The sequence below is a fragment of the Peribacillus simplex genome (genome assembly GCF_900156045.1).
In the GTDB taxonomy this organism is placed as follows: Bacteria; Bacillota; Bacilli; order Bacillales; family DSM-1321; genus Peribacillus; species Peribacillus simplex_D.
In genome coordinates this window covers 858,445-881,194 of record NZ_FTMX01000001.1, presented here as the reverse complement: position 1 = coordinate 881,194, position 22,750 = coordinate 858,445, and the positions used below count along the sequence as shown (strand labels likewise).

The following is a 22,750-nucleotide window of genomic DNA, read 5'->3' as shown; positions in this document are numbered from 1 at the left end:
TCTCTCCTACTCAACGACCGTTATCTTTCCTTTACTATCCAAACTAATCTCATCCCCATTAGGACAGGATGTCTGTTTGAGATAGCCTTGAGTTTCCAATTCACCGATACTTCCGGGCAGTTTAGCATTGTCAATCTCATAAGCCTGTACCTGTGCTTGGGCCATCTTCACGAATGCTTCACATCCTTTAGACTGGATCGTAGATTGGTTCTTCGTGATATTTGGGATCGTTATAATCAAAAGGATGGATATTACCAGTAAAACAATAAGCATTTCAATTAGTGTAAAACCACGTTCATTCATCATTTTCTTCAACATATCATCATGCTCCTGAAACCATCTGAATACCAGATGATCTTCGAGCATTTTCACCTCCGGAATACAAAAATGAAATCCTATATACCTTCTAGCAGTGAGAACATCGGCAGCAAAACTGCCAAATAAATGGATACGATCAAAAGACCTATAAGTGAAAACATAAGAGGCTGAATGATTTTCAAGATTGCATTCATTCTCTCTTCAATTCTCTCCAGTAAAAAACGACTGTAATGAAGCAGCTCCGCATCAAGTCTGCCGTATTTTTGACCATTTGCAGCGACCACCGGTAAATTCCGGTCAAAATATGGGAGCTCCTGAAAAATCGTTTCAAGTGATCTGCCCTCGATCAAATCATCCTTAATGATATTGCATAGTTTTTGGTAAAAAGGCTGCTGTTGATTTATCGAGAATAATTTGATGCTATCGTTTATCGATAGCCCTCCGGAAAGTAAGCCACTGAATTGGCTGGCAAAAAAATAAGTTTCGTATAATTTGATGAAGGTCCCGAATATCGGAATTCCCATCAAAATCCTTCGCTGACTTAATGGGCACAATCCGTTAAACCAAAATCGTTTGAGTACATACAAGAATAGGAGCAATCCGAGTAATAAGAAGGGGAGTGCTGGAAGAATGAATGTGGAGGCTGACATTAATTTTAAGAGTGTGTGCTGATCGACATCCATCGTGAAATAGATTGTCTGGAATTTGGGAAGGAGAACACTCTGAAGAATATAAAAAACGATGCTTACAAAAAAGACTAAGAATACGGGATACACCATTAGCTTTTTTACTTTATCCATATCCTCGGTTCTTTTCTTCCAATATCGCCCTCCTTCTTTCAACGCCCGTTCCAGGTCGCCATATTGTTCTCCATAAAATATATAGCTTACAAGCTGCGGATGAAAATTAAGATGGGTCAGCACCATGTGCAACGGGTAACCGTTCCTTAAATCGTCTTTAGCCTGAGTGAAGTCTTCCGCTTTCTTCTTTGATTCCTGAAACTCAAGAAAATGTAAAGCTTCCGCTAATGGATAACCATGATTCAATAATTCACCTAACTTCGAAATAAAGACCGCCTGCTCTTTTACCTTCCATTTACTTTTTGGTTTCATCGTATACCAGCCGTTCGTATTCCTTGGAATCCACATAACCCATCGCAACCGCTTTTCCGATTTCATCCTTCAATTGGCGGTAGCTTACCGTTACCTCTCCTCTTTCATCTCCCATTATCCGGAGAACCTCAGCCAGGCTTTTTCCATATAGCAATTCATATACACTTGCCCTTTTATTCCTGGCAGTCATTTTGCAAGGTAAAGCACAGTCCCCTTTACATGCAAGGCAACGCAATTCAACCAGCCGCTGTGCTGTCACGCCAATCAAACTCTGTTCAACCTCAAGCAAGCTCACACCAAATTCCAGTAACCTGGATGTCGGACGACATTAAAAATGGTAAAGAGAGTTCTTAAAACCGTTGATAATATAAAGGCACCGAGACAATAACAAATAATAAAAAAGACATCATTAATGATAAAAACCGATTTTTTGCCCTTTAAGAAATGATAAAAGCTATTGAGGTTTATAAATGTTACTATTTAAAAATTATTCATCATAATTTTCGATTAGATATAAATTTAATTTATTATTATGTTTTATATTGAATCTCTAGAAACTGGAACAGCTTTTCGTTTGGAACACTCATCGTTTCCTACGTAGAATCCGATACCTTTACTATCGAATTATTTGTAAAAGATGATGAGAAGACAATGTCCCTAAAGGGGGAAGTTGATGACACCCAGTCAAAATTATTCGAAAATAAAAAGGGTTTTCCGAAAAGTTCTTACAGTAAAGGATACGGACAAATAAGCTAGGAAGGAGAACGACGCAAAAGGTATATGTCCGTCGACAAGGAAGAGAGTTCTAGCTGCGCACTTAAGGGAGTTCGGCACATCCCGCTTGAAACTTAAAATTAAATACCATGTTTCGATGTTTTGTTATCACGCAACCCTCAAGCCCCAAAAACGGTAGGAATCATCAGGACAATCATTAGAATCCTGACTTAACAAAAAAGACCAGCCCAGAAAATTAAATGGGTTGGTCTTTAAGAGTGTGGGTGCAGATTCGTGCCTTCCCTGACATTGATGTTATGTAATAAGCGGTTCACTTATAAGGGATAGGGCTTTCTCCAAAGTAGATAAAAGTTCTTTGAGGACATCTGTTTTTAATTTGTCATCAACTGAATCAATGCTACCTTTTAAATTGCTAATAAAAACATCGAGGTCTTTACTTTCAATTTGTCTCATTGAATTTGCATATGGCATCACATAACGTTCTTTGATTATTGAACTAAAAAAACCTATTCCCTTGTTGTTCATATTAACAATGGTGTTAGCAAACGGAGTTTTATTAATGAGAAAAAACCAATTCTCTTCATGTTGAATGTCCTTGTAAGAATTATTTATCTCCGCGTCTTCCATTGTATGCAAAGAGTCTAAGAAATTTTGCATCTTTTCTCCTTTAGATTCCTCATTATAGCGATTACGCAACTCTCTAATTGTACTTACAAGCTCTAGGTATTTTTCATCTTGAACTTTATTATTAAATTTATTTTCAAATAATAAATCTGGAATGCCATCAATTTGGTTTTTTCCTTCAAATGAGCTACTTATTTCTTTGTTTGCTAACTTAAAAATTTCATCCATATCATATTCTATATAACCTTTCTCCTTAAGCTCATTGAGTATTTGAAATACGGAAGGGATATGAAAAACGTCGTAATTACCTTTTTTTAAATGCTCGATAATATCGACAGCTGTCTCCCTTACCTCATTAAGTTCTAATGTAAGATAATTGAACATTTGATTTAAGGCTAACATGCTTTTTTCTTCTTTTGGAATATATTTAGTTATTTCATCTTTTAATAGCTTTTGATTTAGGACACCATCAATGACAAGTATACCAACCTGATTAAAATATGCGTAAAAATCTTTAATGATTGAGTAACCAATTTTGTTTTTAAAATATTTATTAATAATTTTCTTTTGATATTCTTCGGTTTTCGATGACGTTTTATTTAAATGTTGCTCTTCGAATAAATGCCTAAAGTAAATACTGTGAGAATCAAAATTAAGTTCCTCTAGATTAATTTCTTCCCCTTCTTTATACTCATTTGAGAGAATTAAATTAAAGACAAAAAGATTACAGAGTATATCTCTTTTATTTTCTTTCAACCATTCATCATGTTCAAAAAAATCATTATCCAATGACTGAAAAATAACGCTAAAGTTATCTAAAGTAAACCTTAAGGTTCTCAAATTATTCATACTAGCAGCTTCGATACTTTTTTTAACGAATTCAATATTCTCATTCAAGAAGTCTAGATACTCATTTTTATAAATATCAGACCAATAATTTTCAAGAATATCTGTTATCGGTCTGTTGTAAGTTAAGGTTCTTCCTATTACTTTTTCTTTTTTCTCGATAAAGGCTTCAATATCTTTCACTTTATCTTGATTAGATACAAAAATAGTCTTTACCTTTCCGTGTTCCACAAAGTTTGTATTAATGAAGCCAAGCACTTGTTCCATATTAATTGAAGGGTCAATCCTCTCTAAATCATCAAAGCATAAAACCATCTGTTTTAAATTAAGCATCTTATAACTCTTACTTTGTATTTCCTTCTTAATATGTAGCGCACTTTCGCTAAATAGTTTTGACCACCATCCCAATGGACCGGTTAGCCCAGCTAATCCTGGACCAATTTTTAGTATGGATTGTGTAAGGGCAAACCCAGTTTCTAAACCATTTAAATTTGCAAAGAGTATTCTATCTCCAATTTCTTCGACATTTTTTAAACCATTTAAAGATATATAGATGAATTTATAACGATTATCTTTGTTTTTATTCCCCTTAACATCATTGACTTCTTGACTCTCAATAAATGGCTGTATCACATTTTTTACATAATAGGTTTTTCCAATTCCCCATTCACCATTTATCTGTAAAGCATAATCCGTTTTATTTAATTCTAAATAAGTTTTTACGCCTTCTTTTATTTCTTTCATATCCATCTCCCTAATGAAATACATCCCTTACAACAAAACAAGACTACCTATTCAGCTACCTAGCTAGATATGTTTTGATAAAAATCTATACCAATAAAGAACGAGCCAATATCGAAACCTTTGTCTGGATATTTTTGTTGTGAATTTTCATTGTAATTTCAAAATATTATGTTATTACATGTAAATAATATATCAGAGAGGATACGAACAATGCACTTAAATAAGCACGTAAAAAATATTTTAACTTTATCTATTATGTCGGTAGCATTGTTATCGTACTCGCATAACACACATGTAGCGACACCGCCATTTGCAGGGGATTCCAAAATTATTCCAGAGACGGACACCAATCAAAATGTGAAAATATACATTATTGGATGAGATGTCGATTCAGGAAAAAAAAGAATTATTTTACCAGATGGCAGTTCAATCAAAAAAGCGCATACAGAATATACAGTTACTCAAAACGGGATATATGTTTACCTTTGAAGATAATGTGGGATTGACACATGACTACCATAAATAATATAGATAAAACTGCTCCTACCTATACAAATTTAACCTTAATGAAAGATGTAAATGGGCAATACCAGGTTGGTATTCCTGCTTCAGATATTAAGGAAATTAGTAGCGTGTTATTAAACACAGGAGAAGAAATTCCAATAGACCAAGAACGAGGAAACTACTTCATTAAAAACTTAACAACTAAGCATTCCTTTATACAAATTAAAGATAGGCGGGAAATAATTCTAGAAATATTTCTTTTTGGGGTTGCCTACCGTGACTTATCCTGCCGGGTATAACAATGCCATCAAAACGTATTAGAACGTGGATGTTTCGATAAATGGGTCCGGAACCCTTAAATACAATTTGGAGTATGAGGTGTATAATTTGCAACAAAACCTTACAGCATAAAACTGACTAATAATGCAGAAGTGACCATGATTAATACGAGCGGCAGTAGAACGTCTATCGATTCCTTTAGTTGAATAATATTGAAAAATTGTCAACACCTCGCATTAACGGGCACAAGTACAGGAACTGGTTCGAATACGATATATTTGTCATGGAATAAGAATCTTTCTAGTGGATAGTTGACCAGAGAAAGCCCTAATAACACCTTGAATTATAGTTTCACTGGGAAAAATTATAAATATAGTTGCATCGCCAAGGGAACTTCGAATGGGGTGAATGTACTCTGACTCCTATCCAATTAAGACGTTTAATTCTAAAGTGAAAATTGCTCAAGAAAAAAATACTTTAGGCGCTAATCACCATTGGACCTAGAGGGGTAAAAAGGTTGGGAACCCTTTATAAATTAAACGTTTCCTTTAACATCATGTAAAAAAGCAGTTCTAATAACAGCGACTATAGAACTGCTTTTTGATATTTACGGTTACTTCCTTATTAATGTCAACCCTCATATAAATAACATTAGTAAGTGTTACAAATTTTTTATCAATCTTAATTTCTCCATATAACTTTTTACTTGTTCAAGGTTAATATATATATTTTCAATACTCCGCTCCCCGTTTAATAAAAAAGCCTGGAATTTGTCTTTATTGAGTAAATTAATTAATGAGCTCGAGTCAATACTGAAATTTTTAAGTTTAGGAATTGCTTGATAAAAAGAAATATACTCACTTTTATCTACAAAGGAGACGTTGGGTATTTTATTAAAAAAAGAATTAAAATACGACTCCATATCTTTTCTGTCCAATAACCAAATATTCTTCTTTTCACCATTTTGTAATTTAACATGTCCTAATATTATTTCTTTTTCAACTAACTTTCTACATTGACCACGATGAAGTCCTATATAAGAACTTAATGTATTTAGCGATACGAACTCATCTTTTTCGATTAAACTCAAAACATCATCTTCTTTAAAAAGTGGTCTTCGTGTAGCTTTACCTTTATTATTTAAGGTATGCAAACCATTTTTTGATTGTCTATCTGTTCTTAATTTGGTCTCTGATTGGATAATATAATTATTTTCATCTGTATGGATTAATTGTGTACTTCCCTTAGTTTTTTGAATTTCAAGGAACTTTTGAATGAATTTATACTTTCGCTTGGATGCAGAAGTATTTTCTTTATACTTATCAATAACACCCATAATTTTTGGAATAAAGATATCTGGAAACATAATTGTTTGATGGATAGCATTTACAATAAAAGACATAGTAAGAATATCGTGTTTAATATCCCACCAATCAAAATTATCAATAGATAAATGTTTTGAATCGAATATAGTTTTTATAGGCAGGTTAAGAAGTGTGTTTATTAATAACCTAAAGCAATAGAAGTAATCCTTTGAAGACTTAAATTCATTTGGAGGGGAATCTAATCTTTTTTCATGTAAAAGAAGATTATGGATGTATATTTGGGTTTGTAGTATGTCTTCATCTGGTTTAACCAAGTCGTATATTTGACTTGAGTAACAACTACCACACTGACAGTGATTTTGCATTAATTGCCCTATTTTAATTGGTTTTTGACAGCTTTTACATATATTAATTAAATTCACTTTATGTTTTGGGCAGGTTGTAATAAATGAAAAATCCCAAATTAATTTGTAGTGTTTATGTTCACAAAAACATAAAGGACAATATTTCGCCTGAGATTTGACATAATAGTAATCCTTTTCAACTTTTGTAGGAGTTTTATCACCGAAGATAATCTCATCATACTGATTAAGGCAAAGTTTATTTATATCTTTATATAAAATTTCTTCTTCAACAAAGTTTGAAATAACTTTTGTCCACTTCTTATCAAAATCTAAGTAATTATAGTGATACCAATAAATATTACATGATTTCAATTCATCTTTTAACATTATTCCCAAGCTTTCAAAATAATTAGCTTCCGCATTTCTGAACATAAATGAATAAAGACTTTCACCTTGGTTTGGAGGTACTCGATTAATTAGAGGGGTTCTTTTAGAAGATATACTTTCATCGAAATATAATGTCATTTTTATCACCTAAAGAGGATTATACCAAGGTATAAATACCATTTCATTGGTAATTTATTCTCCTTATTGCATGATAAAAAAACAGATGTTACTATGTATGTACCGTGTATGTACCGTGTATGTACCGTGTATATACACACATAAATATAAAAAAAAGCAGGGAATCTGCTCTTTTGAATTAAAAAGGATTAATTTTATTTTTATTTCCTAAATGGCCGTCATAGCTAAACGCGGCATATAAATCTTCTGATTTTATTTTGTTTTCATTTTCTTTTATTGCAATATATGCTGCCTCTCTCAAAAGGCTCATTATATTATCCATAATACCGTCCGTAGCAGAATAAATTTTTTCACTTAAACTAATAAGTCTCGATGGTTCTTCAAATGGTAAAAGTCTTTCAATTTCTTGTAGCAGTCGATTGAAATTCTCTATATCTGACTTGTTACGATAACCAAAAGGTTCTAAGTTAACTCGTCGTTTAAAACGCCTACTAAGCTGTTGATTTTCCTTTAATACATCTAATGAATCTTCAAGTCCAAACAAGACTACGGGTATGTTGGTATGATTTATTAATGATTTAAACCAATCTGCTACATCTTTATGAGGTCTTTTAGTTTTCGGATTAATAAAATGCTGAAATTCATCTAACATAATTAATTCTATCCCGCAATCTTTGATTAAACCAACCAATCTGTCAAATTTTTGTTGTTGACTCCCCTTATCGAATCGTCTATCACCTAATTGCTTTAATAATATTTCCATCAGAGAATTAGGACGAATGGGTTGAGGGAGTGTCGCCCATAAAATATTCTTTTTGGTTCCGGTGCTAGTATAAATCGTTTCATCATTTTGCTGAACATATTCCTTGAAAATTGTAGTTTTACCCACTCCTGGACCACCTGTAATAATCAAGGAAAGAGGGTCCTTTCGTGACTTACTATCTGAATGACAAACCTTAATATGTTTAAGCGCCATCCTAAAGAGTGGATGATTAATTTTAATGTCATTTATAATTTTAATTTTATCCTCATTTGTTAAAGACAAATATTCTTTTTTCTCTATCTTCATATTTAAGTTCCTTCCTTATTCTTCTTCCCATCCCATGTTATTAAAACCATATGGGTCATATGCTTTTTTCTTACTTTTTGAATTGGTAGTAGAACTGGTTGCTTCTACTTTTTCCAATTTATTTGAACCAATGCCAGACAATCGAGCTCCCTTACTACCTCCAGTCGTAGTATTGGATTTCATATAGCCCTGTACTTTTTCTTTAATAGCTGCTTTGGTCTCAATAAGGCTATACATATTAACTGGTTTATCATTTTTATTTAACTCTCTTACAGCTGCCTTATGCAATATTAAGGAGAGACCTTCCGCATACCCTTCTTTTTTACACGGTACTTCTATATACCCTTTTGTAAAAATTTCATCGTAAACATATATTTTCGACAAATCATCTGGATTGTATTTAACATCTACTTCAGCGTTTCCTTTTTTCTCCTTCAGATACTTTCTTAATTTATCAAGTTCAGGAGAATTGTATTCTAAATGTTCAAATTCGATACCATAATGCTGAATTCTTCTCTTTTTTATTGGATATAAACGAATTTCCCATTCTGGTCCAAATTTTCCGATTGAAACAAGAGACCCATTTTTTGAAGAAACCTCCCATAACTCTTTCGGAACTCCTTTAACTCCCTTATGATAGTCGACAGAAAAATCATCAATAAGCCACTCTAAAAACAATTCCATCAGCTGACTAAACTTTATAATCGCATTCTTCTTAGGGTCATAGTCAAATCTCTTTAATTCTTGAATATTTGACAGAGTTGTTCCAGGCATTTGGTGAAGAAGCGAGGTATTTAAAGTACCAAAGAATCTTTCTACAGCTCCTTTTTGCCAAGGCTTACCAGGGGTACAAAACTTCAAGTTAATATCAAAATGTTGGCAAACGCTCTTTAAGGAATTGCTATGAAATTCCTTTCCATTATCAACAAGCAATGTCTCTGGAACGCCATGGGCTAGCCAATCATTCTTTATATCTTTAAAATGTTCTTTAATATACCCTTTCGTCTTAAAAGCGTTTCTTAGAGCATACATTACAGATTTATAGGAGGGGCCTTCATACCCGAGGTAAAATCCTAATGGATATCCTGAATATTCATCCATTATATAGGTTAACCAAGGTCTACCAAGTGGTTTTCCTGATTCATCATCAACAACAATAATATCTAATCTTGTATGGTCACATTGAGCCACCTTCATTGCATAAGAAGGTTTATCTTTTGCTTTCAAATTTTTGGCTTTTTTGTTCTTTTTATTTGCTTCGAAAAATGCTTTTCCCTTCGTTATTCTTCTCGCTATGGTTTTACGTGAGGGTATTACTTCTGGGTATTTGTGGTGTTTTTCATTCCATTGCGAAATTTCTGTGTAGATTTTTGAATAACATGTATCAATACTTTCTAATTCGTATTGAAGAAACTTATACACCTGTTTACGAATAATGTTTTCAGTAATCGTACCAAAAGGTCTTCTTTCATAATTTCCTCTTTTCTTTGATACAAGGCTTGTTATTTGTTCATCCTTTTTATACTGCTTAATCCATCGATAAATGGTCGAGATTTGGAACTTCAAATTACATTCATTCATCCTTAATTGAATTTCTGGGTCAGATTTCAACTCATTGATATGCTCCTGAATCTCCTTAACAGAATGTTTTCTTTCGAGTAAAGGCTTAATTATTTCTTTTTTTAATAATGCTTGTTTTTGCTTTTTTTCCGGAACTCTTTCAAAATCTTCAAAGCGATATGCATACATTCCTGATTCAAGAGGAATAATCACGTTTTCAAATTCGGGTAAAACAATTTCGTTCTTCTCTAAATGTCTTAGGAATTCCATTCTTGTAATCTTTGTGATTTCCCTATCTTTTTCATTACTTTGCATATAAAAACTTCCATCGTTCAGTTCTTCAATGATTTCATGTTTTTTACCGTTAAAGATAAATTCAACCCCAATGCCTAACAATACCTTTGACAATACCCTCTCTCCTTAATAACAGATTCCTAATCAGAAACTTTTTTTCTTTTATCAGAATTTACTATCCAATAAAATATATAAGATTTCTTATGTGTTAGATAATAATCCTGTTGGTTCCATTGCTTCAAGTGGTAATATCTTCAACTTCCAAGTAATAGGACATTATTCGGGCTAATTACCAAAAAAAGTTTTTAGTTAGGTCTCCCCCTTACTTTTTCTGTTCATCCACTATTGTTATGTCTAACCTTATGTGGTCCCACCCACGTAACTTTCATTGGTTTATTTGCCTTAGTGTTTAAATTCATGACTTTTTCCTCTCTTACTAAAACTGAAATAAAAATAATATCAACATGGTTGAAGCTTCATTAGTGTTTTTATTTCCCAATATCACTCTCACTGCAGTTTTTTAATAATGACTACTTATGTTTTTTCCGATTTCGTCAAATTATATACTACAAAATAAAAGGATTAATGATTAATAGTTTTGTATATACAGTGTACATACCGTGTATATACACGGTGTATAGCGTAGTAAACCTTAAATATAAATAATCCATATACATTGGTGCATCAACTTATTTAATTCTAAAAAATATATGTGTAAATTTTGTATCGATTGATTGATTGTAAATACTCTTTGCAAAAGTCTTTTTTTAAAAGAGAAATTAATTGGAAAGGTTCAGACGGAACATTTTTTGCAGATTATAAAATAATCCTTCAAACCGAAAATGGACTTGGAGATTCCAAGTCCATTTTCGAGAGAATACAAATATATTTGGGGGATTAACCTAAAAAACTTAATTTAAATATTTATCTTCTTCACGTTGATGTTGTTTCAAATTACGTGATATAGCTTTACCTCTTTTTAATCCAAGTTTGTAAAGTTCTGTATCCCTCATAAGGAGGGATTGAAACTCTTTCTGGGTTAAAAAGACTTTACATTTCGGAAGGGCTATCTCGATATAATCCATTTAAAACTTCCTTTCAATATTTAAATATATCTTAAGTACATTCGTCCTTTTTATTCATCTTAAAATAATCTGAATTGAGAATATTATTTATAAAACAGGGAATGCCCTCGTATATAGAAAGGATTAATTGGGTAAAACTTTCATTGAGGTGAAGAAAATGCTACTTTTTCGTCCAGAGATACTTAAAGGAGAAAGTTTAACCAATTATTTGTATAGACTTGCTGCAGCGAACAGATATCCATCTATTTCATATATTACAGAATTAATTAATGTAAAATGGTTTCACCTAAATAGTAATAGTTTTCCTATCTCTTCAATTAATGAACTTTCAAAACTGACTTTATATGATTATAAGGAATTATATAATATTTCACTAAATTACTACGAAATACAACTTGGAATGCATTTAGGGAAGTTATTGGTGTGCAAAAATCGAGCTAAGTATTGCCCATTATGTATAAACAATACAATAAAGCATAAAACAGAGTGGAATCTCCACTTTGTAAATATTTGCGATGAACATCATTTAAAGTTAATTGATTCATGTGTTCAGTGTCATTATCCCCTGTCAATTTCTTCTTTAATGAAATCAGAATGTATTAACTGTGGGTACAGCTTAGAAGTATCTTCTAAGCCTAATACTATACGTGAATCAGACGTTCTATTTAAATCTCATTTGATTATGAGAAACATGCTATATGGTAAAAATCCATTTATATTAAATAGCTATTTATCTATTCATGACTATATGGAACTTGCTACTAAAAGTTTTTATTTAATCGAAGGTTTATCAGACTTTACTGCTTCCGACACAAATGAAAAGGTTATCTATACACTTGCTTCTACCTTGAATGGTGAAAGAAATAATAAAAACATGTCTCTTGCTTTTACAAATGTTTATTGGATGTATAACAACTTCCCTAATAATTTTTATAAAGTTCTAGATGCATTCTATCAAAAACCGTTTAATGTAAGAAAATATCAAAAAAAGCAATTTGAAAAGTTACTATTGTCACATAAATTTTTCTTAATTAAATTGGCTTATGAAGAATTCTGGGAAATGCAAGGAAGAAAAGGGAATATTCATTCGGTAGCACTGAAAAAATTAAGGAATATACATAAAGACAAAAAAATTAATTTCACAAAAAAAGAATTAACAGAGCTTTACGGATTAACTAGAAATGATGTGAATGTAATTTGGAATAACAAAAGAATGTTAAGGATAGTAAATAGAGGGGGAAAAGAAAGAGAGGTTCTTCCAAAAGAGTCCTTAAAAGAGATTGAAAAATATATTGAAGACAAAAATTATCTTATAAATTTAAAGGAAACAGCACACATATTAGGTCTACCAATTGAAACTATAAATATACTAGTTAAGCTAGGTTATTTAAACAAAAAAATAGTCTTAGGAAAGCTATCTACAAAATTCGATAGTAGGGAGATTGACACATTCCTATTTAGAAATAAAGGTCCTTTTTGCGAAAGTGAAATTGGGATTAATTTACAAAATGCATTAAAAAAATATAAAACAAGTGGACTTACTATTAAAAAAATCTTCAATTTAATTTATGAAGGGAAATTAACCCCCTTTACCAATAAAAAGGATGCCAAATTAAAGGATATTCATTTTAGATTTGAAGAAATAGAAGTCTATTTAAATAATCATAAAAATGAAGAAAATGGAATTAGAAGATATTCATTAAGGGAGGTAAAATCACTCTTAAAAATGGATGGAGAAACAATACACAAAATGATTCTAAAAGACATTATTAAACCGGTGGAAATAAAAATTACCAAAAATAATAAAAAACGTTACTTTTTTTCTAAAAATGAAATAGATTTATTTATAAAATGTCATATAGGAGTTCAAGCAGCTGTAAAAGAGTATCCAATTTCAGAGAAAGGATTATTAAAATTAATTAAAAATGGTGAACTAAAGAATGTTGTTTCTGATATTAGTAGAATAAACCTAATAAAAAGGACAGAACTAACAAAGGTAATTTTCAAAGGACGAAAAGAATAATAATTTACCAGTCAAAATTTGATATTAATGGTTATACTTAAATATATTTAATATCAAATTTTTATAATAACTTTTTCTCAAGGGGGTGTAATTCCCTCTACCTTTAACATGTGTATGAATTGTGGTTACAATGAATAAGATTGAAATATTGGCTAAATATATTGCTAATTCAAAGTCGATATTCTTTAAGCAAAGTCTTATATATAATAGAACAGCAAATATTTCAGAGTGGTTAAATAAAACAAGGGAACCTCTTTTCGGGAGGTTTCCTTAATGTTTTAGGCCATTTTAATTACTACTCAGGTTATTCTTGGTTTCAATTCTATGGTCGTCATATTAATCTAACACAGTCGTTTTGATAATGAGGTTACGTCAATTTGATAACTTTAAAATTCAAAGCTATTTAAGTAATCCAAAGTAGCTGAAATGTTTATTTCATGAGCAATATGAATTCCATCCTGTAATTCCTTTAGTAAGTAAATAGAATACTTAGAGGCGTAATACTCACCTTCTTTAGTATAAGGGAGCAAATCTTCCGGTTTCCACTCTTTAAGCTCGATTTGTTGAAGTACCTTAATCAAATCCTTCGAACCTTCAATAGTAATTCTCCCGAATCCATCCACACTATCTATATCCACACCAAAAGAACTTAACATCTAACAAAGAGTCCGGGTTATGGTTGTTCCCGTAAAGGTCTCAAAAATTGTTTCGTTTTTCATTTCCCAGATAGGTCTTTGTTTTGTATGAAACCCAAATTCTTGATACTTTCTTCGCATATCCCTAAGTGTGTTCGCCGCTTCATCATTGGTATACGTGACCGTCTGGTCGCAACACACTATCTCCATCATTTTTTCTCCAATTTTCTTGTGTAACATCCCTCCACTTCCCAAATAAAGCGGGGGCTTAACATTCACTGCCTTCGATACGTATACTTTATTTTTATCCGTGTCGATATCTTTAATTATCCACAGCTTACCGGCAAGGATTACATTGCCTATCTTTCTTATACCTTCCAATACATCATACTCTTCTGGAGTCATAAAGACTGTGTAAAATTGCTTGCCCCTAAGAATACGCTCCCCTTCAATGCCGATAATGAGTTCATTTTTTCCTTGAATGATTTCTAAGTGGTCTTTTTCCACCATATGATTTATTAATACTTGGACATCTAACGTGTTGAGTGTATGTAAAATATGATTGGTTTCTATCCGTTCTAATAATTCACCGTAGGTAATTCCATTGGTCTACTGGCAAATAGAAATGATTTGATGGAAGGCAATATCGATTGGAAACGGATAATCCGATGCAGGTTCTATCCATTTTTCTAGGACTAATTCCATGACCGCCAAGGATTGGAGAAGACTATCTTCCTTCGTCGTATATAGTTGCAACATTTGACTGGCATCCGTTTTTCTACCGGATAGACATATTGAATGAAGTTGAAGTATAAGGTAAAAAAATTACCATATTTGTAGTTGTGGATATAGAGGTACCTGTTTAAATATCTTATTAAGATATTCAAAAATTATTCTACAAACACAATTAGAATAGTTAAGAATCTTGTCATTGTATTCCGATTTTCTCAGAAAAAAAATAGATGGTGAGAAAATTTCGTTGAGGTCATATATTGAAGGAATTAATCCGAGTAATTTGGATGTGGGCTTTCCTAAATGGGATAACATAGACCATAATACGGATAGTTTTCTGACGATGTCAATGTATTTTTATAGATTATATTAAACTCTTTTATCACTCCCGTTAGCATCATTTTTGTTTTGAAAGGAACTCTTCCATTAAATATCTTCAACTGTAGAACCCAGCCTATTCCACAATGCTTCTGTTCGCCATGAAAAGGACCACATTTTATTTACTTTTTTCCAGTTGCCGCACATAAATAAGCAATGATACCTGCTAATTTAGTAATTCTGTTCCTTTAGAAGATGGTATAATCTTCATATTACTTATTAGGAGGGAGAACTTCATGAATAAAAAAGAAATTATAAATAATATGTTAGCATATTCAGATATTCTTTTAAACAAAGATAATATATTTGGACTTAACAAAGACCAAATTATATTCGATTTCTTTCTTGAAATCTTTAAAATTGATATTTCTACAACATCATTTTCTGAATTAAGAAATTACATCGTAGATTTTTTTGCATATACAAAAATTGATTTTCCCAGTGGAAAGGAAGAATTTTATAATTATTTTTTTGAAACTATCATTGGACTTTATAATACTCCCCAAAAGGAATGTTTAAAAGTGAAAAGTGCAATCGATGATACACTTGCACTCATTGATAATGTAAAAACATACAATTTAGAGTCTGAAAGAAAATTAATCAAGGAACGAGCCGATTTCTATGAGAGAATTAGGTTAATTAATGGAGAAATTACTAATAATAGAAAAAGATTTTTAGATTATAATCATTTGATTGAAGAAAAAAAATTAATAACACACGAATTGCTCCCGACTATAAAATCTAAAATTGATGAATGTAATTATTATCACAAATTAGTTGAAGAAGAAGAAATTAAAATAAAAAGCTTAGATATCAAATCTATAGCTCTTATTAAAGCAAAAGAAAGTAATTCAAATTATAAGTATCAATTTTCATATATACAAGAGAATAAAAATTATTATAAAACTGGATATGATTACTCAATCACAATTAAATTTACCAAAGAACTTTTTCATTTAATAAGTACATACAAAAAAAATTATGATAATAATAAGGAACAGGCAGATAGCACACTTGCTAATTATAAGTTTTCCAGTGATAAACTTATAAAATTAAAAAATGAAAACATTAATGAATACAAAGAGGTTTTGTATAAATATATTGAAGAATATAAGGTATCTGAATATATAAAAACTAACATGAAAAACAACCACGTTTTATACAAAAGGTATTCAGTGATAAAAAGTGCATTAGACGCTTTTACAAATAGAGATTATCTTGCTTTTATGAATTTAATACCCATCCAAATTGAAGGCATATTCTTTGACATGTGTGATGAATTTGAAATTATACCAGACGAATTAAGCAGTTATAGTTTAATTTCCAAAGTTAACGAAATAGGAATTAGAGTTCCAACATACGATGAAAAACCATATTTTTTATTTCATTTCCCTTTAATAAGAAATAGGGTTGCACACGGACTATTCTTACAATCTGAAAAAATTGAACTATTATCATTTGAAATGCTATTAGATTTACAATACTTGGTTTATGTAATGAATGAAAAGGAATATCTTCCATACTTCGAACCTTTGAATTTCGTTAGAACATTTAAAGAGAAAAAAAGTTCAGTTTTTCTTGAAAAGATTTATAAAACATCATTTGAAAATATACAACTATTTAAATGGTTAAACTCTGGGTACTATGAAAAAAAATTAAAATGGATTCTTAACCCTTCTTATAATAAAGTTTTTGAATTTTATGAATCAGAGGATTTAATAGGAGGCATAAAAGAAATTAGGTATTTAATTCAATCAGACAACTTTCTGAATTTTGTAAAAGAACAATATATCAAAGAAAAAGAAAAAGATGTCTACTATCCAAACCAAAGTAAGAAAATGTTGAAAAAGTGGGAGAAAATCCTGACTTTATTATTAATATATTTAAAAGAATATAAGGTAGAAAACAGGGAATTTATTATTAATTTTAAGCGAGAGCTCAATCTTGCATAACCTTTCCGATTTAAAACGGAAACTAGTTCAAAAAGGCTTTGTTCGACAATAATTGAAATACTTTATTCCATTTCAATTATGCAACATAACCTGGATTAAGGGGAGAAGAATATTATTTTCTCCCCTAAAAAGTAGTATACTTTTCACTTATTCATAATTTTTTTATAACCTTATAATCTCATCATAAGTGAAATACTTTATCTCTTCATTTTCCTCTTCTAACTGTTTCCCGTAAAAGTTTGGTCTACCCGTTACTAAGTAGGTAAAAACCGTATATGAACCTGATTCTAATCCCCAAGCTTTTACTATATCTTCGATATTATCTTTAAACCATTCTGCCCGAGCTTTTATTTTCGGAATATCTTCAAAAATTTTTTTATCTTTTTTTATCATGTCCATATTTCTGACAGCCGGTTTATAATATTTAACTTCCATTAGAATTAGCTGTTTTTTTTGAATATCGACACAAACAGCATCAATATCGCCTAAATCCATATTATTTTGGTTAACTATTTTTTTCTTTATCCCATTTCCATTTACCGTTTTAAAATTGACAAGCGGTACACCTTTTTGTTGGATAGGAACAAAATAATTTTCCTTATTAAAAAAGGATTCAGCGATTTTCATTCCAATTAAATAAGCTGTATTCTCTTGTGCTTTTTTAAATACTTTAGTTGCAAATTGACCAAAAATATTCTGAATAAAATGGTCAGATGAAGCAATATTCTCAAACATTGTAATGCTATTTGCTGAATCCATTATACCGAATGCTAACAAATCTTCGTATTCAAAGATAAATTTATAGTCTAAATAGGGGTCAGTTAATTTATCCAATTTATCCCCTTTTTTAAAAGAAGGTTTATAGGACATGTACTTGATTATATTTAATAATTTTTCTTGATTAAAAACTTCGGGTAATTGCTCTTTAAAAATAAATAATGCTCTCATATATTTATCTTCCGTTAATGGACAAATATCAAATACCTGTCCATTTTCCTCTGCAACTGAGATAACCACTTTTCTAAAATCATGTAGGTCTAGAAAAGAAAATCCGAATAATTTATCAAGTTCATCATTCACTGACTTTTTAATTTTAACCGTCTGAATGTTCCTTTGTCCTAAGAATTTTTCGATTGTGGTATTATTAAAAATTATTTCTTCAGGTTTTTGAAGTTCCTCCACTTCAAAATATTGGTGATACAGTGAAAGATAATCATTTTCTATTCTAGTTTTAATAATATCTGTTAGAGTTGGCTCCCAACCAAATATATGAGTATTAAATACATTGCTTATAATTTTATCGATTTCCTCTGTTAAAACAAAGGCAGAGATAATATCAGTATCTTCCACAATTCCATTTTCCCCGAATGTTTCTTGTTCTATATAAGAGATTAAATTTGAAAATACGTGAGACAAGTTACGGGCATGAACTGCTGCCCAAACATCATCCGGTTCTAGATGAATCTTCCATGTTGCTAGCTCTCTTAAGCCCAGCATCATAAATAAAAGGTCTTCTTTAGGGTAATCTTTTAGTAGGTTCTTAAATTGTTTAATTAAATATTCACCTATACTAATTGCTCCCTTCAGTGGCGCCAATTGACCAATATGTTCATTTATGAAAGGATTATATATTCTTTGATGGATGTTTTTGAAATAAATATCCTCATTTTTATCGATTTGCAAATAAGAAGTGCAGGCAATTCTAAGAGTATGTCTTAAATAAATATAAAATCCACAATGAGGACAATTTCCTTCAAAATTTTCTTCTTCCTTTAAATTAACTTGATTTTTGCAGCTAGGACATTCCACGCAAAAATACCCCCTTTTATATAATTTAAAATGTGTACCCTTCCATTACGATTCGTCCAATTTTTGGATTGTTCCTACAAAAAAAGATGTAACCTTTAATTAAACAAATCGTTCTATTCTACCTACGGAATTTTTTTTAACAATAACAACATAGAGACTGTTTATTGGTATACTAGATGAATTTTACAATGAAAGTCTCTCGGTAATTATTATGGTGAATGACAAGTAAGTAGCTATATAATATTCAAAATGTAGATAACCATCATAGTCGCCTTAAAGGCTGGATGGACTTTCTGGAATATATATCTTAAGTAGAATCTTAGTTGAAAAATAAAACCCCGTTTCCGGGGTTAATATTTATCAAGGTACTTAGGTGAACCTTTCGCTGCTTGATAAACTCGCTTATATTACTCAACCATTATCTTTCTCTTAACTACCGCCTTGTTACCAGCCTTGTCGCTAACAGAATACGTTAGAAAATATGTCCCTCTTTTATTTATATTAACTGTTCCTGTGATTTTTATTAATTTAGTCAAATTGCCATCAATATTGTCCCTCGCTGTAACATTACTTTTTGGATTAAACGACGATTTAAGTTTAATTACTTTTGTTGTTGCACCAGAGATTACAGGTTTGAGAATATCTTTTACGCTTATTTTTCGTGTAATCATAATCATATTTCCTGATTTGTCTGTAACCACATAGGTTAAAGAATAAGTGCCTTTTTTCTTGGTATTAACAGTCCCAATCACCTTAATTGAACTTGTCAAATCACCATCAACATTGTCCTTCGCTTTTACCCCGGTTCTAGGATTAAATGCAGAACCAATATTGATTGTCTTGTTAGCTGCTCCTGTAATGACGGGCTTAATGTTATCAGTTACAGTTATTTTTCTAGTTACTGTAGTAACATTTCTTGAAGAATCTGACACTGTGTACTTTAATGTGTAAGTCCCCTTTTCCTTCGTATTTACCATACCAGATATTTTAATTGAATTTGTCAAATTACCATCAACATTATCCTTTGATGTTACTCCTGTTTTGGGATTAAATGCATCGTTTTGATTAATGGTTTTATTTATGGCACCAGTAATAACAGGTTTTACATTATCGACTACCATTATTTTTCTCGAAATCACTGTTATGTTTCCTGAGATATCAGATACTGTATACGTTAATGTATAAACCCCTTTTACTTTAGTATTTACTGTACCAGATATTTTCAAATTACTTGTCAGATTTCCATCAGAATTATCATTTGCTGTCACACCCAATTTCGAATCAAAATTGGAATTGATAAAAACAGTTTTGTCTGATGCACCTAAAATGACAGGTTTTATATTATCTTTTACTGTAACTGTTATTGGAATTGAAGTTTCATTTCCTGATTTATCCACAACTGAGTAGATAAGTGAGTATTTTCCTTTTTTCTTTGTGTTGACCGTGCCACTTATATTTATTTTATTTGTTAGGTAGCCATCCGTAAGGTCTGTTGCAGTTATGCCCTTTATTGGATTAAAAACTGAATTTATAAAAATCACTTTGCTTGCTGCCCCCAAAATGAAGGGCATATCATTATCTACTTCGAATATATTGTTAGCATAATAATCTGCAAAGTAATTATTATCTACATCAATCATTTCAGAAAGTTGAAAATGCACTTTACCTGATACATCTTGTGGAACCGTATAGATGTAATTAAAAGATTTGCCATTACTACCTACAACTTCTTTCATCGATACAGGATGATTTTTTATTGTTCCTCTTAATGAAAGTTTTACAGTATTCTTCATACTTTTATTGAAATTCACTCTAATGGTAACGTTGTCCCCGCTCTTGGAATGTCTTTTCGAAATATCAAAAGAGCTAACAGGAGCTTCAAATTTCAGACTCATAGGATTCACATTGGTTTGACCAGTAGAATTCCATCCAGTTGCTACTAAAGTTCCGTCACTTTTTAATCCAGCTGTAGTATGTTCACCAGTCGAAATAGCAACTATATCTTTCCATTCACTGACATTGTTTTGACCAGCAGAATTCCATCCAGTTGCTACAACTGTTCCATCACTTTTTAATCCAACAGTATGATTATTTTTAATTGAAATGGCGACTATATCTTTCCATTCACTGACATTATTTTGTCCATAATAATTCGTCCCAGTTGCTACAACTGTTCCATCTGTTTTTAACCCAATAGTATTATGTGAATCAGCGGCGATGGCAACTATATCTTTCCAGCCACTCACTTTTATTTGTTCAGAATAGTTGTCTCCTACTCCAACGACAGTTCCATCCTTTTTCAATCCTACTGTATGCGATGTGCCGGCTGCTATCGAAGTAATATCCTTCCAATTGGAAACATTTATTTGGCCATAATAATTACTTCCAACAGCTTCAACAGTTCCATCCTTTTTTAATCCTACTGTATGACTTCCTCCACTTCCATTTGATATGGCTTTAATGTCTTTCCAGTTAGTTATTTCAGATTGACCTATATAATTTTCACCAGATGCAACAACGGTTCCATCGTTTTTAATTCCAAAAGTATGACCGTTTCCCGCAGATATTCCAATGATTCCACTCCAATTACTTATATTTATTGCTCCTGGGTCACCAACACCCACAACAGTGCCATCGCTTTTTAATCCTACTGTATGGCTAGCTCCAGCTGATAAACTAACAATATCTTCCAAACTCGAATAACTTGTATGAACGTCCTTATTGTAACCAGATGAGACTACTGTACCATCGCTCTTTAAGCCTAAAACATGATTCGGTCCAGCGGAGATTGCAACGATGTCTTTCCAAACACCTACATTTATCTTATCAGGAAAAAGCCCTCCAACAGCAATCACTGTACCATCACTTTTTAAACCTATGGTAAAGGCATGCCCACAAGCAACTGCAACAATATCCTTCCACTCGTTAACATTTGTTTCTCCGTAGTCATTATCGCCAGTAGCAATAACGGTTCCATCGTTTTTTAATCCGACGGTATGGGAATATCCAGCCGATACAGCAACAATATTTTTAAATTCGCTAACGTTAATTTCCCCGTTATAATTATCTCCAACAGCCACCACTGTACCATCACTTTTTAGTCCGACCGTGTGCCCTCCCCCAGCCGAGACCGAAACTATATCTGTCCAATTATCCACATTACTTTGACCATTATAATTGCTTCCCACAGCAACTACTGTTCCATCCCTTTTTAATCCAAAAGTAGTTCCTTCTCCCGCAGATACTTGGATAATATCCGACCATTCGCCAACATTTGTTTGTTCTTTAGGATTTTCACCGACAGCCACCACTGTACCATCACTTTTTAAACCGACAGTTTGACTATAGCCTGTTGATAAAGCAACTATATCTTTCCAACCACTGACGTTTAATTGCCCCCAAGAGTTTCTCCCAACTGCTTGAACTGTGCCTTTACCATTCAAAAAAGCAGAGTGCTCTCCTCCAGCGGCAATTTTACCTTCAAATTTTTTCACTCCCTCTCTATCTAGCAAAACTGACGCTTGTACTTCTTTACTAAATTGAAATATTTTTGGAAAGGTTTCTGATGGTATAAAAATTAATAGAAAAACAATAACTATAAATGATTTTATATAATACATATTTGATAATTACCTCCTATTTCAGGAATTATATTCTTTTCTTTACCTTCTTTAAATACAAAAAAATTTGTTGATACGTATTAGTATTTTCTACTATTGTTATTTTCTTGTTTTATTTTCATCATTAAATTTCTTGAATTCCAGCTATATTGAAATTATTCAAATAAGTTATTCCATCTCGAACACCTCTTTCTGTACATTAGAATTTTGCTTGTGTCAGTTAAAATTTAATAAAGA

At 31.6% G+C, this 22,750-nt stretch carries 17 protein-coding genes; 4 read left to right on the top strand and 13 right to left on the bottom strand.

The features are described 5' to 3' along the window. Positions 1-6: 6 nt before the first annotated feature. From comGC to BW986_RS04155, 4 genes are all read right to left on the bottom strand, one after another. The gene (gene comGC, locus BW986_RS04170) at positions 7-306 is read right to left on the bottom strand and encodes a competence type IV pilus major pilin ComGC (protein ID WP_076366305.1); all 300 of its coding nucleotides are present in this window, start codon (positions 304-306) and stop codon (positions 7-9) included. 89 nt (positions 307-395) lie between these two features. Further along, positions 396-1,430, bottom strand: coding sequence for a competence type IV pilus assembly protein ComGB (gene comGB, locus BW986_RS04165; protein WP_076365363.1), 1,035 nt, complete (start codon positions 1,428-1,430; stop codon positions 396-398). Further along, on the bottom strand, positions 1,414-1,737 hold the full coding sequence (locus tag BW986_RS29490) for an ATPase, T2SS/T4P/T4SS family (protein ID WP_464682976.1): 324 nt from the start codon (positions 1,735-1,737) through the stop codon (positions 1,414-1,416). The genes comGB and BW986_RS29490 overlap by 17 nt, the downstream gene beginning before the upstream one ends. Positions 1,738-2,459: 722 nt before the next feature. Further along, entirely contained in the window at positions 2,460-4,379 is a 1,920-nt protein-coding gene (locus BW986_RS04155; RefSeq protein ID WP_076365359.1) for a P-loop NTPase family protein, read from the bottom strand. 210 nt (positions 4,380-4,589) lie between these two features. Between BW986_RS04155 and BW986_RS30020 the strand changes: the two genes are divergently transcribed. Both BW986_RS30020 and BW986_RS04150 read left to right on the top strand, forming a co-directional pair. After that, complete coding sequence (locus BW986_RS30020; protein WP_179085998.1) at positions 4,590-4,760, top strand: hypothetical protein; 171 nt, start codon at positions 4,590-4,592, stop codon at positions 4,758-4,760. Positions 4,761-4,888: 128 nt separating this feature from the next. After that, the gene (locus tag BW986_RS04150) at positions 4,889-5,182 is read left to right on the top strand and encodes a hypothetical protein (protein WP_076365357.1); all 294 of its coding nucleotides are present in this window, start codon (positions 4,889-4,891) and stop codon (positions 5,180-5,182) included. Positions 5,183-5,823: 641 nt separating this feature from the next. On the opposite strand, the gene BW986_RS04145 is transcribed toward BW986_RS04150, so the two are convergent. The 4 genes from BW986_RS04145 to BW986_RS30015 all read right to left on the bottom strand — a co-directional run bounded on the left by BW986_RS04145 (position 5,824) and on the right by BW986_RS30015 (position 11,364). Then, positions 5,824-7,356: a TniQ family protein gene (locus BW986_RS04145; RefSeq protein ID WP_076365355.1), complete on the bottom strand. Its 1,533-nt coding sequence runs from the start codon at positions 7,354-7,356 to the stop codon at positions 5,824-5,826. A 178-nt stretch (positions 7,357-7,534) separates the two neighbouring features. Further along, positions 7,535-8,425 carry a TniB family NTP-binding protein gene (locus BW986_RS04140; RefSeq protein WP_076365353.1) on the bottom strand — a complete coding sequence of 297 codons (891 nt, stop codon included), beginning with the start codon at positions 8,423-8,425 and terminating at the stop codon, positions 7,535-7,537. Positions 8,426-8,440: 15 nt separating this feature from the next. Further along, on the bottom strand, positions 8,441-10,393 hold the full coding sequence (locus BW986_RS04135; protein WP_076365351.1) for a Mu transposase C-terminal domain-containing protein: 1,953 nt from the start codon (positions 10,391-10,393) through the stop codon (positions 8,441-8,443). 797 nt (positions 10,394-11,190) lie between these two features. Continuing rightward, on the bottom strand, positions 11,191-11,364 hold the full coding sequence (locus tag BW986_RS30015) for a hypothetical protein (protein WP_179085997.1): 174 nt from the start codon (positions 11,362-11,364) through the stop codon (positions 11,191-11,193). Positions 11,365-11,491: 127 nt separating this feature from the next. Here BW986_RS30015 and BW986_RS04130 point away from each other — a divergent pair, with 127 nt between their 5' ends. Continuing rightward, positions 11,492-13,387, top strand: a complete 1,896-nt coding sequence (locus tag BW986_RS04130; RefSeq protein ID WP_142244524.1) for a TniQ family protein — start codon at positions 11,492-11,494, stop codon at positions 13,385-13,387. A gap of 386 nt (positions 13,388-13,773) precedes the next feature. On the opposite strand, the gene BW986_RS04125 is transcribed toward BW986_RS04130, so the two are convergent. The 3 genes from BW986_RS04125 to BW986_RS30010 all read right to left on the bottom strand — a co-directional run bounded on the left by BW986_RS04125 (position 13,774) and on the right by BW986_RS30010 (position 14,781). Continuing rightward, on the bottom strand, positions 13,774-14,043 hold the full coding sequence (locus tag BW986_RS04125; protein WP_076365347.1) for a hypothetical protein: 270 nt from the start codon (positions 14,041-14,043) through the stop codon (positions 13,774-13,776). Then, on the bottom strand, positions 14,044-14,532 hold the full coding sequence (locus tag BW986_RS04120; protein ID WP_076365345.1) for a hypothetical protein: 489 nt from the start codon (positions 14,530-14,532) through the stop codon (positions 14,044-14,046). A 99-nt stretch (positions 14,533-14,631) separates the two neighbouring features. Beyond that, positions 14,632-14,781, bottom strand: a complete 150-nt coding sequence (locus BW986_RS30010; protein WP_179085996.1) for a hypothetical protein — start codon at positions 14,779-14,781, stop codon at positions 14,632-14,634. A gap of 587 nt (positions 14,782-15,368) precedes the next feature. Here BW986_RS30010 and BW986_RS04115 point away from each other — a divergent pair. After that, positions 15,369-17,084 carry a hypothetical protein gene (locus BW986_RS04115; protein ID WP_076365343.1) on the top strand — a complete coding sequence of 572 codons (1,716 nt, stop codon included), beginning with the start codon at positions 15,369-15,371 and terminating at the stop codon, positions 17,082-17,084. 162 nt (positions 17,085-17,246) lie between these two features. On the opposite strand, the gene BW986_RS04110 is transcribed toward BW986_RS04115, so the two are convergent. Then, positions 17,247-18,893, bottom strand: coding sequence for a hypothetical protein (locus BW986_RS04110; protein ID WP_076365341.1), 1,647 nt, complete (start codon positions 18,891-18,893; stop codon positions 17,247-17,249). A 407-nt stretch (positions 18,894-19,300) separates the two neighbouring features. Continuing rightward, on the bottom strand, positions 19,301-22,513 hold the full coding sequence (locus tag BW986_RS31395; protein ID WP_076365339.1) for an immunoglobulin-like domain-containing protein: 3,213 nt from the start codon (positions 22,511-22,513) through the stop codon (positions 19,301-19,303). Positions 22,514-22,750: the final 237 nt, after the last annotated feature.